Raw genomic sequence first — 16,620 nt, 5'->3', positions numbered from 1 at the left:
TTGTATACAATCTGGTATAATCAGTTAAGTGCGGACTATACCAGAAACAGCCAATTATTCCGGAAGTTCCGCAACGATAGCCACACCGGAGGATGTTCCGATACGGTCAGCCCCCGCTTCGAGCATGGCAATCGCATCGTGGTAGGACCGTACGCCGCCAGAGGCCTTCACCTTCATGGTATCCCCCACGGTTTTCCGCATGAGCTTAACATCCTCAACCGTCGCACCGCCGGTACCAAAACCGGTAGAGGTTTTTACAAAGTGGGCGCCGGCCTTCATAGCCGCTTCGCAGGCTATCCGTTTTTCATCGTTGGAAAGGAAGCAGGTTTCGATTATTACCTTAACCGTTGCTTTGCCGGCGGCCTTAACCACCGCCCGGATATCTTCTTCCACCGCTTTATAGTCACCGCCCTTCATGGCACCCAGATCAATGACCATGTCCACTTCCTGGGCCCCATTTTTAACAGCCCATTTGGTCTCTTCCACTTTTATATCCGTTGGATTGGCACCCAGGGGAAAACCGATGACGGTACACACCAGCACATCGCTGTTGTTCAGTTCCTTGGCAACCAGGGGAACCCACCGGGGATTTACGCAGACCGAGGCAAAATGGTTTGCCCGGGCTTCCGCACACAGTTCGCGGATCTGCTCTGCAGTAGCGGTAGATTTTAAGAGGGTATGATCAATAGTCTTGGCTATTGAAGCTTTCGTCCATTCTTTCGACATAATTTACTCCTTCCTCTTGTAGGGGCTACTATCATATACAATAGCAAAGGCTTTGCCAACTCTGAACGCCTGCGGTACTATTCCCGTTCGCCGATAAGGGACTTAAGCTCTCGGATATCCCGCACGAGCTTGGTCCGGTCCAGGTTCTGAAACCGCTTAGGAACCATTTCTTTGGAGGTGCATTCCAGCACCGCCACCAGGTTTTGCAGTTCTATTTCGTAGGGGTACGCGGGAGGCACAAAGTCCGCCATGGCCTCTTCCAGGTCTTCCCGGGTAACGAAGGACCGTTCGTCCATAGCGGCCCTGAACTTGGCCCGGATGAGGACAGCCTCCAGGTCTGCCCCGGAAAATTCGTATTTAAATCGCCGCAACACATCGGTAATAGGAAATTTCCGGATGGAAAGATCCAGCTTGCGTACCAGGGTATCAAAGAGGGCAATCTTTTCTGCCTCCGTTTCAGGATAAAACAGCGCAAGGTGCTCTTCTGCCCGGCCCTGCCGCTTAAGGTCAATAGGAATCAGGTCCGGCCGGCAGGTAATAAGGAACCAGATGATTTTACCCCGGTACTCCGTATTGCCCATAAAACTGGCAATCTGGGCAAACACCCGGTTGCTGGTACCCGAATCGCCCTCCTGATCCCGGTCGCCGAGAAACGCGTCAGCCTCGTCGATCATGACCGCCACGGGGGCCATGGCCTTTAAAATATTCAAGACCTTTTCCAGATTCGATTCGGTAACCCCCTGCCACTTGGAACGGAAATTACGGAACTTTACCATAGGAATACCGATTTCCCCTGCAAAGGCGCTCACCATAAAGCTTTTTCCCGTCCCCACCGGCCCCGCAATAAGGTACCCCATAGGGAGAACATCGAGCCTGCCCTGTTTTATCGCCCGAGCGGCATTTTTAAAGCGCTTTTTTACAAAATCATGACCCGACACATAGGAAAGATCATGGTTTGTTTCCATAAATTCCAGGAGCCCCGCCGCCTCGTTTTCGATAATTTCCTTTTTTTTCTGCCGAATATATTCAAGGGAAAGGGGCATATCCTCCTGGTAACTTTCCGAAGCAAGGCGGTTCAGATTCATGAGGTTAAGACCACTCGTTACAGCCGCCACCCGCCGGCAGTCCAGCCCCCGGTCAAGGAGCAGGGTCCCCTGTTTCTCTAAGAACTCAAGAAACTGCTGGCGTACCTCCTGGTCTGGAATAGGGATACCCACCTTTACGGTAGAAGGGGACCCCACGAGCCGGGGCGACAGGTCTGCCAGGTTTTCCGTGAGCAAAAGCACCGACACATCCCCTTTGGTAAAAATGGGGTCATGGGACCAGCGGTTTAATGTCACCAGGCAATACCGGTCTTCTTCGCTAAGCCGGGCAATATCGCTGGAAGGCACCATCGTTTCGGCGTAATCGATAATGAGCACAATCCGCCGCTTTTCGGGGATGTTCATTAAAAAGTATTTTTCCAGATAAAAAAAACTCTTTTCCGGGTCCGCAGACACAAAGTCCGCCACATCGACATCGGGAAAACGGGCCGTCATAGCCTTCTGATAATCCCGGGCCATTTCCTTCGTACAAAAGGAAACACCGCTTGACCGGTCATAAAAAGCAATAATATCCCGGTTACCGAAGAGAACCTCAGCGATATACTCCTGAATGCGGACAAAGATAAACTCTCCTTCGTTCATCTTGTGGGGCAGAAAGTCCCGGATATTGCCGTGAATCAGGTACAGGTTCGCTGTCTTGGAACAGTACTTATAAGAAAGCTCCTGGGCCCAAGAAGGAAGAATTTTTATAAACCCCAAGTTTTTAACTATAAGCTGTTCAGCCATGAATACTACTCCTTGCACTCCGGTTCTGCACTTATTTTTGCAGTAAATCTATCTTTTTTTCCAGATCCTCAAGCATATGGGTCGCCGTATTCATCCTGAATTCCAGAGAATTGAGAACCCAGAACACAAAATGGTTGAACTTTTGGTTCGCGTGAATCATCCAGACAATTTTCATGGAAACTAGGAACACACCGATTTCTATGGAAACCGTGGTCGGCAGGGGTTTAAACACAAGCTCCACACTGAAAAAACCCACCACCAAAATAATAAAAAGAATATTCACCACCGTGTCTGCCTTAGAATACTGAATGCCTCCGATTTTGCCGATTGCATCCCGTATCCGCTCCCGTTCGCGGTAAAAGTTGTTAATCTCTTCCAGCATCCGGGAATCCACAATGTTATTCTCCTTATCATTACCCATGGCTCACCTCCTCGCATGATACTAGTATAGGTTATTTTTTATTGCCAGCAAGGAATTTCCGGTCTACACTGGATGTATGAAAGATACAGCACAAACACAAATCATACCGGGCGCTGAGCCCTTTTATTTTGTAGGCGAAAAAAATGCACCAGGGGTGCTCCTGATTCACGGGTTTACAGGAACCCCTAAGGAGATGCGCTGGATGGGAGAATACCTTAATAAAACAGAGGGATTTTCCTGTCTTGGACCCCGACTTGCAGGACATGCAACAAACCTGGATGACATGATCAGGTCTACCCACCGGGACTGGATGGCGTCGGTGGAGGAAGCCTATTATCTTCTGCGGGACAGGACAAACACCATATATCTCGCGGGACTTTCTATGGGGGCTGCCCTGGCGCTCCTTTTTGGCAGCCTATTACCGGTACAGGGGGTAATCGCTATGGCGTCCCCCTACGCCCTTCCCGACGACTGGCGGCTAAAGTACACAAAGATTCTCAGCAAGTTTCAGCCCCTTATGACTAAGGAGCATGCGGATCCAGAAAGGGGCTGGTTCGATAAGGAAGCAGCCCGGGACCATATTTGTTACAGCCACAACCCCCTGCGGTCTATTGGAGAGCTCAACCTGCTTTTAGGCACATTGCGGGACGCCCTGCCGCGGCTTTCGGTACCGACCCTGCTCATATACTCCAAAGACGATAACGCCCTTCCTTTGGGCAGCGAGTTCTGCCTGGAATCCATTTATGGAGCGCTGGGCAGCCCCAAAAAAGAAAAAATCCTCCTGTCGGGGTCCGGCCATGTACTGACCAGGGACGCTCAACGACAGGAGGTGTTTCGCCGTGCGGCGGAGTTTATAAAGAAGAATACTACTCTTTAACTCCGCCCAGGTTCATACCGATGACAAAGTACCGCTGAATAAAGGGATACACGAGGATTATTGGGGTGGCCGCAATGACCGTTATGGCCGCCCGAATACTTACCGGGGTTACCATATTAGAAGACTTTGAAAGCGCCATGGCCCCAATGTCTCCGGCACCTCGGGACTGGGCCTGGCTCGACTGAAGGAATTCCATCAACTTGTATTGCAGGGTGTGCAGGTTCACCTTGCTGGATGCATAAATCAGGGTATCAAACCAGGAGTTCCATGCGCCAACGGCCACAAAGAGAGCCACCGTTGCCAAAACGGGCTTACTCAGGGGCAGAATGATTTTGAAAAAAATAACAAAATCGCTTCCCCCATCGATCCGGACCGATTCAATAATGCTTTCGGGAATGCTTTTCAGGAAGGTACGAATGACAAGGAAATTAAAGGCACTTACCATGCTGGGAATAATATAGACCCAGAATGTATTAAGGAGCCGCAGGTTTTTAATCAAAAAATAGGTTGGAATAAGACCTGCGTTGATGTACATGGAAATGACCAGGATTACCGTAAAGGATTTCCGGAATACAAAATTAGGCCGGGACAATACATAGGCGATCATGGAAGTAAAGAAGACATTGGTCACCACATTAATAACCGTACGGGCTACGGATACAAAGAAGGCGTTAAAAATTGTACCGGTAGAAAAGACGAGACGGTAGTTCTGCAATGTAAAACGCCGGGGGAACAGGGTAATGCCGCCCCGGATAGTATCGACCGCCTCGTTAAATGACACAGCAATTGTATTCCAAAAGGGATAGAGCATTACCACAGAGAATAGAACCATGAGTGTCGTGTTAAAACTGTTAAAGACTATCTCGTTGTAATTTATTCTTCTTTTCATATCAGGCGCTCCTCTCCGGTCCGTTTGACCAGTTCGTTTGCCGCGAAGATGAGGGTCATGTTCACCACATTTTTGAACAGTCCCGCAGCGGTTGCCAGGGAATAGTTGGAACGCTGAAGTCCGAACATGAGAACATAAATATCGATAGTATCTGAAACGTCTTGAACCAATCCGTTGCGCAGGAGGTACTGCATTTCAAATCCTGCATCGAGGATATGGCCAATACTGAGGATAAGCAAAATGACTATGGTCGGTTTAATACTGGGCAGCGTAATATACCACATTTTTCGCCATCGTCCGCAGCCGTCTATCTCCGCCGCTTCGTAAAGGGTCGGATCAACACCAGCAATTGCAGCCAGATAGATGATGGTATTCCAGCCTAATTCCTTCCACACATAGGTTGCTCCGACGACACCCCAAAAATATTTTGGTTCCGACAGCCAGAGCACCGGCTCTTTAATAAGCCCCAAGAACATAAGTACGTTGTTGACGGCTCCGTCTTCGACAGAAAGCATGGTAGCCACAAGACCGGTAACAATAACCCATGAAAGGAAGTGGGGCAAATAGGAGATCGTTTGGGTAACACGTTTAAAGGCAACACTTTTAATTTCATTCAAGAGAAGCGCAAAACCTATGGCAGACACAAAACCTAAGGTTGTGTTGATGATACTCATCATCAATGTATTGCGAACTGTCCTGAGGAACACGGGATCAGAAAAAAGGAACTTGAACCACTTAAGCCCAACCCATTCTTGCTGAAAAAAGCTTTTAGAAGGCCGGAAATTCTGGAATGCCATGGTCCAGCCCCAAAGCGGAACATAGCTAAAAAGAATGACATAGAGAATTATGGGGACCGACATGATGAGCATTTGCCGCTGCGTCACCATGGTTTTTATAAGCTTACCGCGCCGTACAAGGCGTTGGGTACCGTCGTACATACAACCTCCGGGATTGGGCTAAAAAACCCCGATTACCATCGAAGCTAAATCAAAACTCAGAAAGTTTTGATTTAGCCCCGATTGGAAGGTACCGGGGTGAATGATTAACTTCTAACTATTTTTTCTTGCTCCAGGCTGCGACCCGCTTCTTTACCTGGTCTTCCATATAGGCTTCATAGATTGAAATACCGTTGGCCTTCATCTGGTCCACATATTCGGCCCAGACCTTTTCGAAGTCCGCAGGGGCGGAAAGGATAATCTTTGGCAGATACTTCCGCATAGTTTGGTCACAGCGCTGCAGGGCAATCTGGGCGTCCGAACCATCAGGAGGATTCGGTAGGGTCCAGGTGGGATACCAGATCGGGTTTGGCGGAGGATTCTTATCCATAAGTTCAGCGTAACTTGTTACCCCATAGGCTGCCCAGAGTTCCTTATCTTCAGGCCGGGTCAGGGCTTCCCGTTCAGGATAGTAGTAAGAGAGATCCCAGGGATAACCGTCGTTAAAGGAACCTTCCCAGTTCGGGAAAATATCCCGGACTAAAAGCGCCCGGTTCTGTTCCTGCCAGGTTACATTTTCCCAATTCTTCCGCTGTTCGGGAGTCCGGTAGGGTTCGCCCTTTTCGTTCCGTTGCCAGTCTTCTCCTTCGATACCCCACTGCATCATCCGCTGTACTTCTTCGCTCAGAAGGTCGTTGATGAACTGGATAATCCGGACTGGATCTTTTGCCTTCTTGCTGATACCTACGCCGCGGCCCAGGTTGGGAATGGGATAATCCCGGTAATGGGGCCGAATGGATTCATCAAACACAACGGGGAGCGGTGCAAAAGTGCGGTTGTACATGCCTGCATCACGGAGAGAATCATCGGCGTTCTGGAACTGCCAGCGCTGATCGTGCATACCAAGGACACGGCCGGAAGCGAGTTTTGCAAGATACTGATCGTAGTTATCGGTAAAGGCGGCCCGGTCAATATACCCTTGAGCATTCAATTCGTTCAGCTTCTTGAACCATCTTTTGGAAATATCCATGGTAAAGAAGGTCTTGTATTGCAATGTATTAGGATCTACAATACCGTTTCCGTCGTTCGGATTGCCCGCGAGGAAGTTGGGCGGATTCCACATACAGAATGCGTGCCAGTCATAGGTAAGAATGGTAAAGGGAATAGTTTTCTGGCCGTTAATGGTGGGGTGTTTTTTAGCATAGTTGACCAAAAGATCAAAATACTGATCCATGGTAACAACCTTGGGGTATCCTGCTTCTTTAAGGACTTCTTTCTGCACCCACATGGCGGAGGCGCCGTAGTAGGGGCTCTGGTCCTTGTTCCGGATAATACCCCAGTTAGTCAGGTAATAGATGTGGCCGTCGGGGGAACGGAGTTTATCCCAATGTTCGCCGAAATGGGCTTTGATATTGGGGCCGTATTTTTCCACCAGATCTTCCAGAGGAATGAGGGCTCCCGCATCGATAAACTGGGTTTCGTTGATTTCAATCATATCAGGATAGTCTTCGCCGGCGATCATAACGCCCCGTTTCTGAGCTACTTCGCCGACCAGAATATCCCATTCAAAGGTGACACCAAGCTTCTCTTTCAGGTACTTGTATGCCTTGTTGTCCGGATTTGGCTGCTGCCGCGGCTGGATTGTAAACACCGATATCTTAATCGGTTTCCGCGCCGGAATAGCAGAGCCGGTATTTTTCTTTTGAGCGCATCCTGTGGCTAGTGACAGCACTACCAGGGCGGACAAAAGACCCGCTAAGCGAATAGATCTTTTCATGCTTCATCCCTCCATTTGTTTTTAACGGGCTTACAGCCCTTTCACCAAAAACGATGATTTGAGTAACTGTAAACCGCTTATGGAGGATTGCGCATAGGTAATAAGACCTATTTTTATTATAGGTGATTAGGCTTATGGGTAAGACCTATGAATTGTTCTCAAAATACTTCCGTACAAAGGCAATAAATTGGTCTTCACTCCCATAAGAGACAAATAGGTCAGGAAAGTCTTTGAATATATCTTTCTTTAACTCCCATTCGTTAAGTTCAGCTTCTACCTGTTGACGTTTATATTTACCGATAAACTGGGAATATTCACGGGAAGAAAGTTCCCCGGACTTTAATAATGCTTTAAGCCGTTTCTTTTTTTCTAAGAATTCGGTGCGAAGTTTAGCTCTCTGAGCAACAGACTCTGCAATCTTAGGATCCACAGCACGTATTTTCTGATAAATGGCCTCTTTATTGCGGAATAGAAACTCTGCCTGTTCATAGGCGGTAATCAAAGCATCTTTACTGGCCTCTAAGCCCTTTTCGGTAATTTTGCCATCGATGACGTTCTGATTTCTTTTGTACATCGCAAAAGCAGGTGTATGTAACCCTACCTCTATTCCCGAAAAGGGCGAATCTATCATAACACAGTAATCTGAAGGACAGAGATAGGTGAAATGTCCTTTTAACAAAACGCCATCGTATTCCACTTCGATTTCTAAAGGATAATCGAAGTAATCGCAGAAATTTTTTTGGGGATCATACTGAGGGATTTGTAGTAAAGAGAGGTTCATAAAAAACTCCTTTTAGCAGTATTTGTTGAATCGCCCGCAAGTTGGTTAATAAATCGGCGATGGAATCAATTTCAAAGGTCGGTAACCTTTGAAATTTTCTTAAATATAATAACACAATAGATCAGAAGTCAACTTAACAATAGTTATGAAATGACATGAAAAGTCCAAAGGGCTTGACAAGCCTGCGGCGGGCCGGGGGCTTGGGGGCCGCGAGCTATTTGGCAATGAACATGGGCTGCGTGGTGGCATTCTGCAAAAGAGGTGCCCCCGGAGAAGGGGGTGGGCCGGGACTGCGGCCCGGCGCCGGGACCGCGGCCCGGCCCAGGGGGAAGGGCTTCCCCCCTCCCCTACTTTTTGAGATCCTATTTGATGCGTTTGTAGTTCTTAATCTCGGTGCGGATCCGCTCGGCAAGCTGAGCGCGGGGTACGCGGACCTGTTCCATGGAATCCCGGAACCGGAGGGTAACGGTGTTGTCTTCCTTGGTCTGGTAGTCGATGGTGATGCAGAAGGGGGTGCCCGCTTCGTCCTGGCGGCGGTAACGGCGGCCGATGGCGCCTGACTGGTCGTAGTCGGTGGCAAAATCTTCCTTGAGCTCGGTGCGGATGTCCTGGGCGAGTTCCGCGAGGCCGTCCTTTTTCATGAGGGGGAGTACTGCCACGGTGACGGGGGCCAGGTTCGGGTGGAAGCGGAGGACCGTGCGGATGTCGTCATCGTTGCCGTTGTCGGCGACTTTTTCTTCGTCGTAGGCGTCGCAGAGGAGCATGAGGAGGCTCCGGGTGAGACCCGCGGAGGTTTCGATGATGAAGGGGATGTACCGTTCGTTGCCGTTGTCCTGGTCGATATACTGCAGGTCCTTGCCGGAGTACTGCATGTGCCGGGAAAGGTCGTAGTTGGACCGGTTGTGAACCCCTTCCAGCTCCTTCCAGCCCATGGGGAAGAGGTACTCGATGTCGTAGGCGTCCTTGGCATAGTGGGCCAGTTCATCCGGACCGTGGCGGTGCCAGCGGAGGTGGTCCATTTTAACGCCCAGTTTCTGGTAGTAGGCCCAGCGGCGTTCCCGCCAGGTGTTGAACCATTCTTCGTCGGTGCCGGGTTTTACAAAGAACTGCATTTCCATCTGCTCAAATTCGCAGGTGCGGAAAATAAAGTTTTTGGTAACAATTTCGTTCCGGAAGGCCTTGCCGATCTGGGCGATGCCGAAGGGAATTTTCATCCGGTTGGACTGGATGATGTTTTTATAGTTTACATAGATGCCCTGGGCAGTTTCGGGGCGAAGATAAATAACACTGGAGCTGTCCTCTACGGCTCCGATGTTGGTCTTGAACATGAGGTTAAACTTGCGGGTGTCAGTGAGCTGGCCGCCGCATTCGGGGCATTCTTTTTTGGCGAGCTTTTCTGGGTCAATCTGGTCCGCCCGGAAACGGGCTTTACACTTTTTGCAGTCCACCAATGGGTCGGTAAAGTTTTCCACATGGCCCGAGGCTTCCCAAACCCGGGGATGCATAAGGATTGCCGCATCAAGGCCGACGATGTCGTCGTGGAGCTGGGTCATTTCCTTCCACCAGGCCTGGGCGATGCGATTTTTAAGCTCTATGCCCAGGGGGCCGTAATCCCAGGCGCCGGCCTGGCCGCCGTAGATTTCCGACGATTGAAACACAAAACCACGCCGCTTGGCGAGGGACGTGATTTTCTCCATTGTTGCGGGACCTTGATAGTCGTTCTGCTGTTCAGCCATGAAATACTCCTAGCGCCGCCGGTCCTGCCGACGGCTAGACCCCCTTGGTGTGGGGGCCCTTGGTTGTGTATGGTCCGGCGGTCATAGATGCGGGATGCACCGTGCCCCGGACATGGGCGGAATTATAGTAAAGCAGAACGGGCCTGGCAAGGGTGGCGGCGAAAAAGCTGAGTGCAGCGGATTAAGGATTAAGGCAGCGGAGTGCTCGGCATACCGGGGCGCTAGGCCCCGGCGCCCCGCCGAGCGGCGCATCACAGACAGCGGCCTAAATAGCGGGAATATAGAAAGAGGGCTGCGGTCATGAGGGCGTGGCCCATCTCTTCGCCACCCACAAAGTTAATTGCTTCGTCCTCCGGAACAAGGAGGACCTGGATATCCTCATGTTCATCCAGATGGGGCTCCCGTACGAGATGACAGTCTTCGGCTACAAAGGCATGAAAGTGGTTAGTCATCATGGCAGGATTAGGGGAAAGGGAGCCTAAGGGAATAATCATGTCCGCCGCATAACCAGTTTCTTCCAGCAATTCCCGGGAAATGGCCAAAACAGGGTCTTCGCCTGCATCGATAATACCGCCGGGGAATTCGATAGAGCGGCGGCCCGTACCATGACGGAACTGCTGGATCATGACAAATTTTCTGCCCTCAGGGGTATTTACCACCGGAATAACTCCAGCCCAATCGGGGGCATCGATGAGGTAAAATGTACCAGGCTTGTGATCGTCGCATTGCCGGATAGCTTCCTGTACGGAAAAGATGCGACAGTCAATGAGGTGACGGCGGTTAAGCTCGCGCCAGCAGGGTTCTTTGCTCACCCTACCAGTCTAATACAAAAAAAGCCCCCTGCAAGGGGGATGAACCTTGCAAGGGGGGTGCTCACTGAATGAGAGCTAAAATAAGAACTGATCAATAAACTTAGAACCGTACTCGGGCGCCAAACTCAGCACCAAAGCCGAAACTGGGGGACGGATAAAGCGGAATGGCGATAACCGGAGCAAAAAAAAGCTCAAACTTCTTGACCGGCCAGAACTGAAGGCCAATCGGCATGCGGAGCCCCATGTCAAAAGCTGCGTTTCCGCCGTTTGATCCGCCGGCAATGCCTGCATAGGCACCAACGCCGAGGAAGTAGCTCAGATTAGAAGCCAGGCCTTCGGCATCGATTACATAGTAATCAAGGGATGCATTAAAGCGGCTGGCGTTAAAATCATATTTGAGCCCGACTACCGGGAAGCTTCCCCATTTTAAGGAAAGGCCAATGCCGCCGCCGAGGGTGCCTGCGGTAGAGCCCAGGCTGCCGTACACACCGAGACCGGTGAGTCCCGCCGGACCTGATGCGGCAAACACCAGGGTTCCCGTAGAGAGCGCAGCTAATAATACTGCAAGTATTCCAAAACGTTTCATAGAGCCTCCAGAACTTACATTATAGTTTGTACCCACGGTACGTTTATCAATAATCATAATTATTTTTTGAGAATAATTCCAATCATTTTCCAGTTTTTAATACAATTTAGCGCCCAAAAGACGGCCTGCGATTTCCACAGCCATTCGAGCAGTCTGGTTCCGCACATCCAGCACGGGATTCACTTCCACAAGTTCCGCAGAAGCAAGCAGGCCGGACGCAGAGAGCTCTTCGGCCAGAAGGAGTACCTCCCGATAGGAGAAGCCGCCGGGAAGCGGAATGCCGACGCCGGGAGCGATCATGGGATCCATGACGTCCATATCAACGCTCACATGGAGCCGGTCGACCCGCTCCCTAAAGAAGGCCACAATCCTGCGGGCTGTCTCTGCAATACCAAGCCGGTCAACCTCGGTCATGGTATAGACCGTAAGGCCCGCTGTGCGCATATTTACCTTTTCCAGGGCATCCAAATCCCGCACGCCCACGAGGGCCACATTGGCAGGGTCAAGCTTGCGGAAAGAGCCGTACAGGTTTACAAGGGACTCATGACCGTAGCCGCAGGCGATAGCCAGGGACATGCCGTGGATGTTCCCTGAAGGGGTCGAGTTAGGGGTATTAAAGTCTCCATGGGCATCCACCCACAGGGTACCCCAGCGAAGATTCCGTTTTTTATACGCCGCTCCAAGCCCCGCAAGGGTACCGATAGCAATAGAGTGGTCCCCGCCCAATACCAGGGGAAAAGCGCCGGCATCCACCGCCTGTTCGACCCGTTCCGCAAGGGCGCTGCAGGCTTCCGCAATAGGAGCCATAAAACGGACCCGCGGGTCCCCCTCTTCCAGGAATTCCTGGGCGGGAACCGGTATACCGGGAAAAGACTCCTCGCAGGTGTGGCCCAGTTCGGTCAGGACCTGCTTAAGACCTGCAAGCCGCATGGCCGAAGGGCCCATATCGCTTCCGCGGCGGCTTGCGCCAAAATCCAAAGGCAGTTCTATCACACGGATGTTCATGGTAAGGTCTCCAATAAATTGACAAACCAGTTTTTAAGGCTTATAGCCCGCCGATACAGCGGGGTCTCCACAGCAGCGGCGGAGGGTATGAAAAGGTAAGAACGGACACTCCAGGCGGTGTACACAAATGAAGCATTCCGCTCCATCCCATAGACAATATCGACCAGTGCCTGCCCCGGAGGCACCGCGGGAAAAACCAGATATGAGAGGGGATCCAGATTAATCATTTTAAGCACAATTTTAGCATCATCATATTCCAGCTGGGTTTTAAATTTGATAGTGCCAAACTCGGTATCCTCTACCTGAATAACTGTTTCCAGCGTTCCAGGGTCCGGTGGCGTCACAAATTGGACACTTTTAAATAACAGCACCGGACCGCCCCGTTTACGGTTGTAGCTTAAACCAGCAAGGGTCGGCGCTTGCTGTAAAAGCTGATAAAGGTGTTTTTTTTCGGTTGATATGCGCCGGGCGGGCAAGACAAACAGGGCTTCCTGCACGGCGTGGGGCTGGAGTTTTTCATGGCGGCGGATAAAGGCTTCGCGGCCTGAAAAATAGGGTACCAGGTCTAGGGTCTGTGGCTTCATCCGAAAAGAAGTGACAAAGCCCGATTCTTTTAATTCCTTTTGATAGGTGGGAGATAAAAAAGACACATCAAGGCTGGGCTTAGATCCAGAAGCCATATTCGTCTGGCTGAAGAGCCTGGGAAACATGAGAAAACACAGACTAATACAAGCCAGACTACGCTTCATGGAAAACCTATGATTTTAAATACTCCAAGGCCCGGTCTACCCTGGCGAGGGATTTTGTTTCGCCCAGAAGCCGTATGGAACCAAACAGGGGCGGACTGACCCGGCTTCCGGTAATGGCAACCCGGAGGGGCATCATAAGATCCCCCATTTTCACCTGTTTTTCTTCGGCAAACTGCTTTACAAGAGCCTCGGAAGCCTCGTCGGACTGACATGCCATGGCTGGTACAAGTTCGCGAACCAGGGTAAGCAGATTAATGGCCGTTGCCAGGTCCGCCTTTTTCGGCAAGAACTCTTCCTTTTGCGGCAGTTCCGGTTCGGCAAAAAGGTAGCCAAGCTTGGCGGGGGCTTCATGGAGGAAACTGAGCCGCTCCTTGATTAATGGCATAGAAGCTACAAAGAGAGCCCGCTGCTCTGCTGTGGGCGGTGCGCCTGCTGTGCCAAAGAGGCCCGATGTTACCGCATAGGGCTCTATGAGGAACGCCAAATCTTCATCGCTTTTCATCCGGATATATTGGCCGTTATACCACTCGAGCTTCTTATAGTCAAAAATGGCAGGAGCCTTGTTGAGCTTGTCCAGGCTAAAGCGTTCTGCCAGTTCTGCCACGGTGTAGATTTCCTTCCCTTCTTCATAAGACGCACCAAGGAGGGCCACATAGTTGATGAGCGCCTCCGGCAGGTAGCCCTGGCGGCGGAATTCATCAATACTGGTAGCTCCGTGGCGCTTGCTTAATTTTTTACCGTCCTGGCCCATAACCATGGGAAGATGGCAGTATTCGGGGTGCTCCCAGCCAAAGGCCTTGTACATTATGACATGGAGCGGCGTAGAGGGTATCCATTCCTGGGCGCGGAGCACATGGGTAACCTGCATCAGGTGGTCATCTACCACGTTGGCCAGGTGATAGGTGGGGAAGCCGTCGGATTTAAGCAGCACCGGATCGGGGTTTACGTCGTCGTTTTTCCACTCAATGTCACCCAGGAGGTGATCATGGAAGCGGGTCACTTCGCCGAGGGGTATTTTAAGGCGGATCACATGGGGTTCCCCTGCTTTGGCCCTTTTGGCTGCCTCTTCCGGTGACAGGGAACGGCAGTGCCGGTCGTAGCCGGTCTCGCTCGATTTAGACTCTTCCCGCTCTTTTCGGATTTTTTCGAGCCGTTCTTCGGTGCAGAAGCAGTAATAGGCCTGGCCCATGGCAACAAGCTTTTCTGCGTATTCCTTGTACAGCGCAAAACGCTGGGACTGAATATAGGGGGCTGCGGGGCCGCCTACGTCGGGGCCTTCGTCCCAATGAAGGCCAAGCCAGTCAAAGGTGTCGTAGAGGTTCTGTACATATGCAGGGTCATAGCGGGTCTGGTCCGTATCCTCCAGGCGGAGAATAAACTTACCGCCCTTAGACCGGGCAAAAAGGTAGTTAAAAAGGGCGGTCCTGACACCGCCGATATGCTGAAGCCCCGTCGGCGAGGGAGCGTAGCGAACACGAACTTCCATGGGTTTCTCCTGGATTATGATGCAGTGATTATATTTAAGAGGGTTTATTATACCGGACCTGCGGGGTACGCCGCAAGAGCGAAGGATTCACCTTATGGGGTGTGCAGCAAGAGTAGCGGATACACCTTAAGGAATGGGTAGCAAAGCCCGTCTCCGCTCAGTGTTTTCTTTTTCTTTCACTGGGATTATACTTTGCTATTGGAGGCTTTAGTATGAAAGCAATTGTGAAACATGAAGCTGGCGTGGGAGTTAAAATGATGGATGTTCCCATGCCGCAGGTGGGGCCCAACGACCTCCTTATTAAAGTAAAAAAGGTAGCGATTTGCGGCACCGATGTACATATCTATAAATGGGACGCCTGGTCCCAAAAACATATACGGCCACCCATGGTGATTGGCCACGAATTTGTGGGTGAAATTGTAGAACTGGGCTCCTCGGTCACGGGATGGCAGGTAGGTGAGCGGGTCTCCGGCGAAGGGCACATTGTCTGCGGAACCTGCCGGTCCTGTCTTGCAGGCCGACGGCACCTGTGCCCCAATACGATCGGTGTGGGGGTAAACCGGGATGGCTGCTTTGCAGAGTACCTTGCGTTGCCGGCAACGAACGCATGGCGGGTGCATCCGGCTATTCCCGATGATGTGGCGGCCATTTTCGACCCCTACGGAAATGCGACCCATACGGCCCTTTCTTTTGAGATGATCGGCGAGGATGTACTCATTACCGGCGCAGGCCCCATTGGCTGCATGGCCGCCGCAATCAGCCGCCATGTGGGGGCCCGGCGGGTTGTGGTGACCGATGTAAACTCCTGGCGGCTTGAGCTGGCCTGCAAGCTCGGGGCGACCCATACTATTAATGTCAATGAAGACTCGGTGAAAGCCTTTATCGAACGGGAAGGCATGAAGGGCTTTGATATAGGGCTAGAAATGTCCGGTTCAGGAGCTGCCTTTGAGTCCATGCTGGAAGGCATGTATCCCGGAGGCCGTATTGCCCTCCTGGGGATCCTGCCACCGGAGACAAAGATAGACTGGGACCAGGTTATTTTTAAGGGCCTCCACCTCAAGGGTATTTATGGCCGGGAAATCTTTGAAACCTGGTACAAAATGCAAGCCATGCTTTTAAGCGGCCTCAATATTGCCCCCATCATTACCCATCGGCTCCCCTTTGACCAGTTCCAGAAGGGCTTTGACGCCATGCTGAGCGGCCAGAGCGGCAAGGTGGTGTTGAGCCTCGATTGAAGAGCCTAGGCTAATCGGCCTTGACTAAGGGGCACAAAGGCAACGCCGTAGTAGGTATCGGTAATTGTCCTGCGGCCCTGCTCGGCACTTACAAACAGGCTGCCATGCGGGGCTCGCTGCAGGTCTGCCCATAACCGATAGGGAGGGGCTCATCATAATAAAACACAGCCAGGTCTACATTGAGCATAGCATTTATTACCTGGGCAGAGCGGCCCTCTGTATCCAGATCATAGGGAACCCGCCTGCGTACAAAGTTCACTAAATCAGCGTTGGTCACAATTTAAGTATATATCAATGTAGCCGGGGCTTTTGAAATCGGTTCATCATGTATTTTGAATTTTTTTTTTACCGGGCTATAATTAAAAAAACGGAGGGTACGGACATGAAAAAGTGGTCTCCTCTCGGTTTTTTTGTATATGCCGCTGCGATTCTTTGCATCCCTTCGTGTTCCAACAACGAAATTACCGAGACAGAAAACGCCACCTGGCAGGTTCTTGGCAGCAAGGGAACCGGTGTTGTCATTGCGAACGCGGTCGCCTTGGCGTTAGACGCAAACGGATTACCCGTAGTAGGGGTTCAGGATTCCATAAATGGAACCAAAGCCACGGTCATGCGCTTTGATGGGACGGTCTGGGGCCTCCTGGGAGCTGGAGCCGTCTCGGACGGGGAAGCCCAATATGTTCAGATAGCTGCGGACAGCTCTGGGCACCCAGTCATTGCCTTTAGGGACTGGGTACACAACTGTAAGCTGACCGTCATGGCATATAAATGAGCCC

The 16,620-nt window shown here is 51.2% G+C and carries 17 protein-coding genes; 3 read left to right on the top strand and 14 right to left on the bottom strand.

The features are described 5' to 3' along the window. Window positions 1-54: 54 nt before the first annotated feature. The 3 genes from deoC to Q7P68_RS00180 all read right to left on the bottom strand — a co-directional run bounded on the left by deoC (window position 55) and on the right by Q7P68_RS00180 (window position 2,976). Complete coding sequence (gene deoC / locus Q7P68_RS00190) at window positions 55-726, bottom strand: deoxyribose-phosphate aldolase (RefSeq protein ID WP_304221291.1); 672 nt, start codon at window positions 724-726, stop codon at window positions 55-57. 77 nt (window positions 727-803) lie between these two features. After that, on the bottom strand, window positions 804-2,555 hold the full coding sequence (locus Q7P68_RS00185) for an ATP-binding protein (RefSeq protein WP_304221288.1): 1,752 nt from the start codon (window positions 2,553-2,555) through the stop codon (window positions 804-806). Between the two features lie 31 nt (window positions 2,556-2,586). Continuing rightward, window positions 2,587-2,976, bottom strand: a complete 390-nt coding sequence (locus Q7P68_RS00180) for a hypothetical protein (RefSeq protein WP_304221286.1) — start codon at window positions 2,974-2,976, stop codon at window positions 2,587-2,589. A 76-nt stretch (window positions 2,977-3,052) separates the two neighbouring features. Here Q7P68_RS00180 and Q7P68_RS00175 point away from each other — a divergent pair, with 76 nt between their 5' ends. Next, entirely contained in the window at window positions 3,053-3,853 is an 801-nt protein-coding gene (locus Q7P68_RS00175; protein ID WP_304221283.1) for an alpha/beta hydrolase, read from the top strand. On the opposite strand, the gene Q7P68_RS00170 is transcribed toward Q7P68_RS00175, so the two are convergent. The 10 genes from Q7P68_RS00170 to gltX all read right to left on the bottom strand — a co-directional run bounded on the left by Q7P68_RS00170 (window position 3,843) and on the right by gltX (window position 14,609). Next, on the bottom strand, window positions 3,843-4,742 hold the full coding sequence (locus Q7P68_RS00170) for a carbohydrate ABC transporter permease (protein WP_304221281.1): 900 nt from the start codon (window positions 4,740-4,742) through the stop codon (window positions 3,843-3,845). The two genes, Q7P68_RS00175 and Q7P68_RS00170, sit on opposite strands and share 11 nt — an antisense overlap. Continuing rightward, window positions 4,739-5,680, bottom strand: a complete 942-nt coding sequence (locus tag Q7P68_RS00165) for an ABC transporter permease (RefSeq protein WP_304221279.1) — start codon at window positions 5,678-5,680, stop codon at window positions 4,739-4,741. Before Q7P68_RS00165 ends, Q7P68_RS00170 begins: the two co-directional genes overlap by 4 nt. Window positions 5,681-5,795: 115 nt before the next feature. Then, complete coding sequence (locus Q7P68_RS00160; protein ID WP_304221277.1) at window positions 5,796-7,454, bottom strand: extracellular solute-binding protein; 1,659 nt, start codon at window positions 7,452-7,454, stop codon at window positions 5,796-5,798. 145 nt (window positions 7,455-7,599) lie between these two features. Then, window positions 7,600-8,235, bottom strand: a complete 636-nt coding sequence (locus Q7P68_RS00155) for a hypothetical protein (protein WP_304221274.1) — start codon at window positions 8,233-8,235, stop codon at window positions 7,600-7,602. Window positions 8,236-8,597: 362 nt separating this feature from the next. Continuing rightward, window positions 8,598-9,971 carry a glycine--tRNA ligase gene (locus tag Q7P68_RS00150; protein ID WP_304221272.1) on the bottom strand — a complete coding sequence of 458 codons (1,374 nt, stop codon included), beginning with the start codon at window positions 9,969-9,971 and terminating at the stop codon, window positions 8,598-8,600. Window positions 9,972-10,222: 251 nt separating this feature from the next. Then, the gene (locus tag Q7P68_RS00145; RefSeq protein ID WP_304221270.1) at window positions 10,223-10,783 is read right to left on the bottom strand and encodes an NUDIX hydrolase; all 561 of its coding nucleotides are present in this window, start codon (window positions 10,781-10,783) and stop codon (window positions 10,223-10,225) included. Between the two features lie 100 nt (window positions 10,784-10,883). Continuing rightward, entirely contained in the window at window positions 10,884-11,369 is a 486-nt protein-coding gene (locus Q7P68_RS00140; RefSeq protein WP_304221268.1) for a hypothetical protein, read from the bottom strand. Between the two features lie 96 nt (window positions 11,370-11,465). Beyond that, window positions 11,466-12,374, bottom strand: coding sequence for an arginase (gene rocF, locus Q7P68_RS00135; protein ID WP_304221266.1), 909 nt, complete (start codon window positions 12,372-12,374; stop codon window positions 11,466-11,468). Next, a complete protein-coding gene (locus Q7P68_RS00130; protein WP_369695287.1) occupies window positions 12,371-13,123 on the bottom strand; it encodes a DUF6675 family protein in 753 nt (250 codons plus the stop codon). Before Q7P68_RS00130 ends, rocF begins: the two co-directional genes overlap by 4 nt. Before the next feature lie 7 nt (window positions 13,124-13,130). Next, on the bottom strand, window positions 13,131-14,609 hold the full coding sequence (gene gltX, locus Q7P68_RS00125) for a glutamate--tRNA ligase (RefSeq protein ID WP_304221261.1): 1,479 nt from the start codon (window positions 14,607-14,609) through the stop codon (window positions 13,131-13,133). Window positions 14,610-14,821: 212 nt separating this feature from the next. Between gltX and tdh the strand changes: the two genes are divergently transcribed. Then, window positions 14,822-15,844, top strand: a complete 1,023-nt coding sequence (tdh, locus tag Q7P68_RS00120) for an L-threonine 3-dehydrogenase (RefSeq protein WP_304221258.1) — start codon at window positions 14,822-14,824, stop codon at window positions 15,842-15,844. A gap of 88 nt (window positions 15,845-15,932) precedes the next feature. On the opposite strand, the gene Q7P68_RS00115 is transcribed toward tdh, so the two are convergent. Beyond that, the gene (locus tag Q7P68_RS00115; RefSeq protein ID WP_304221255.1) at window positions 15,933-16,121 is read right to left on the bottom strand and encodes a hypothetical protein; all 189 of its coding nucleotides are present in this window, start codon (window positions 16,119-16,121) and stop codon (window positions 15,933-15,935) included. A 105-nt stretch (window positions 16,122-16,226) separates the two neighbouring features. On the opposite strand from Q7P68_RS00115, the gene Q7P68_RS00110 reads away from it, so the two are divergent. Next, window positions 16,227-16,616 (top strand): hypothetical protein, encoded by a 390-nt coding sequence (locus Q7P68_RS00110; RefSeq protein WP_304221252.1) that lies wholly within the window; start codon window positions 16,227-16,229, stop codon window positions 16,614-16,616. Window positions 16,617-16,620: the final 4 nt, after the last annotated feature.

This window comes from Gracilinema caldarium (assembly GCF_029265695.1).
Classification (GTDB): Bacteria; Spirochaetota; Spirochaetia; order Treponematales; family Breznakiellaceae; genus Gracilinema; species Gracilinema caldarium_A.
Note: the sequence above shows the minus strand (reverse complement) of the source record. Positions and strands in the feature narration are given on the sequence as shown.

Bases quoted from the DNA above. Each gene is read 5' to 3' on its own strand.
- Q7P68_RS00185 (WP_304221288.1), bottom strand. From the start codon at position 2,555: ATGGCTGAACAGCTTATAGTTAAAAACTTGGGGTTTATAAAAATTCTT.
- gltX (WP_304221261.1), bottom strand. From the start codon at position 14,609: ATGGAAGTTCGTGTTCGCTACGCTCCCTCGCCGACGGGGCTTCAGCAT.
- Q7P68_RS00110 (WP_304221252.1), top strand. From the start codon at position 16,227: ATGAAAAAGTGGTCTCCTCTCGGTTTTTTTGTATATGCCGCTGCGATT.
- Q7P68_RS00170 (WP_304221281.1), bottom strand. From the start codon at position 4,742: ATGAAAAGAAGAATAAATTACAACGAGATAGTCTTTAACAGTTTTAAC.
- Q7P68_RS00165 (WP_304221279.1), bottom strand. From the start codon at position 5,680: ATGTACGACGGTACCCAACGCCTTGTACGGCGCGGTAAGCTTATAAAA.
- Q7P68_RS00150 (WP_304221272.1), bottom strand. From the start codon at position 9,971: ATGGCTGAACAGCAGAACGACTATCAAGGTCCCGCAACAATGGAGAAA.
- Q7P68_RS00180 (WP_304221286.1), bottom strand. From the start codon at position 2,976: ATGGGTAATGATAAGGAGAATAACATTGTGGATTCCCGGATGCTGGAA.
- Q7P68_RS00130 (WP_369695287.1), bottom strand. From the start codon at position 13,123: ATGAAGCGTAGTCTGGCTTGTATTAGTCTGTGTTTTCTCATGTTTCCC.
- Q7P68_RS00140 (WP_304221268.1), bottom strand. From the start codon at position 11,369: ATGAAACGTTTTGGAATACTTGCAGTATTATTAGCTGCGCTCTCTACG.
- tdh (WP_304221258.1), top strand. From the start codon at position 14,822: ATGAAAGCAATTGTGAAACATGAAGCTGGCGTGGGAGTTAAAATGATG.
- rocF (WP_304221266.1), bottom strand. From the start codon at position 12,374: ATGAACATCCGTGTGATAGAACTGCCTTTGGATTTTGGCGCAAGCCGC.
- Q7P68_RS00175 (WP_304221283.1), top strand. From the start codon at position 3,053: ATGAAAGATACAGCACAAACACAAATCATACCGGGCGCTGAGCCCTTT.
- Q7P68_RS00155 (WP_304221274.1), bottom strand. From the start codon at position 8,235: ATGAACCTCTCTTTACTACAAATCCCTCAGTATGATCCCCAAAAAAAT.
- deoC (WP_304221291.1), bottom strand. From the start codon at position 726: ATGTCGAAAGAATGGACGAAAGCTTCAATAGCCAAGACTATTGATCAT.
- Q7P68_RS00160 (WP_304221277.1), bottom strand. From the start codon at position 7,454: ATGAAAAGATCTATTCGCTTAGCGGGTCTTTTGTCCGCCCTGGTAGTG.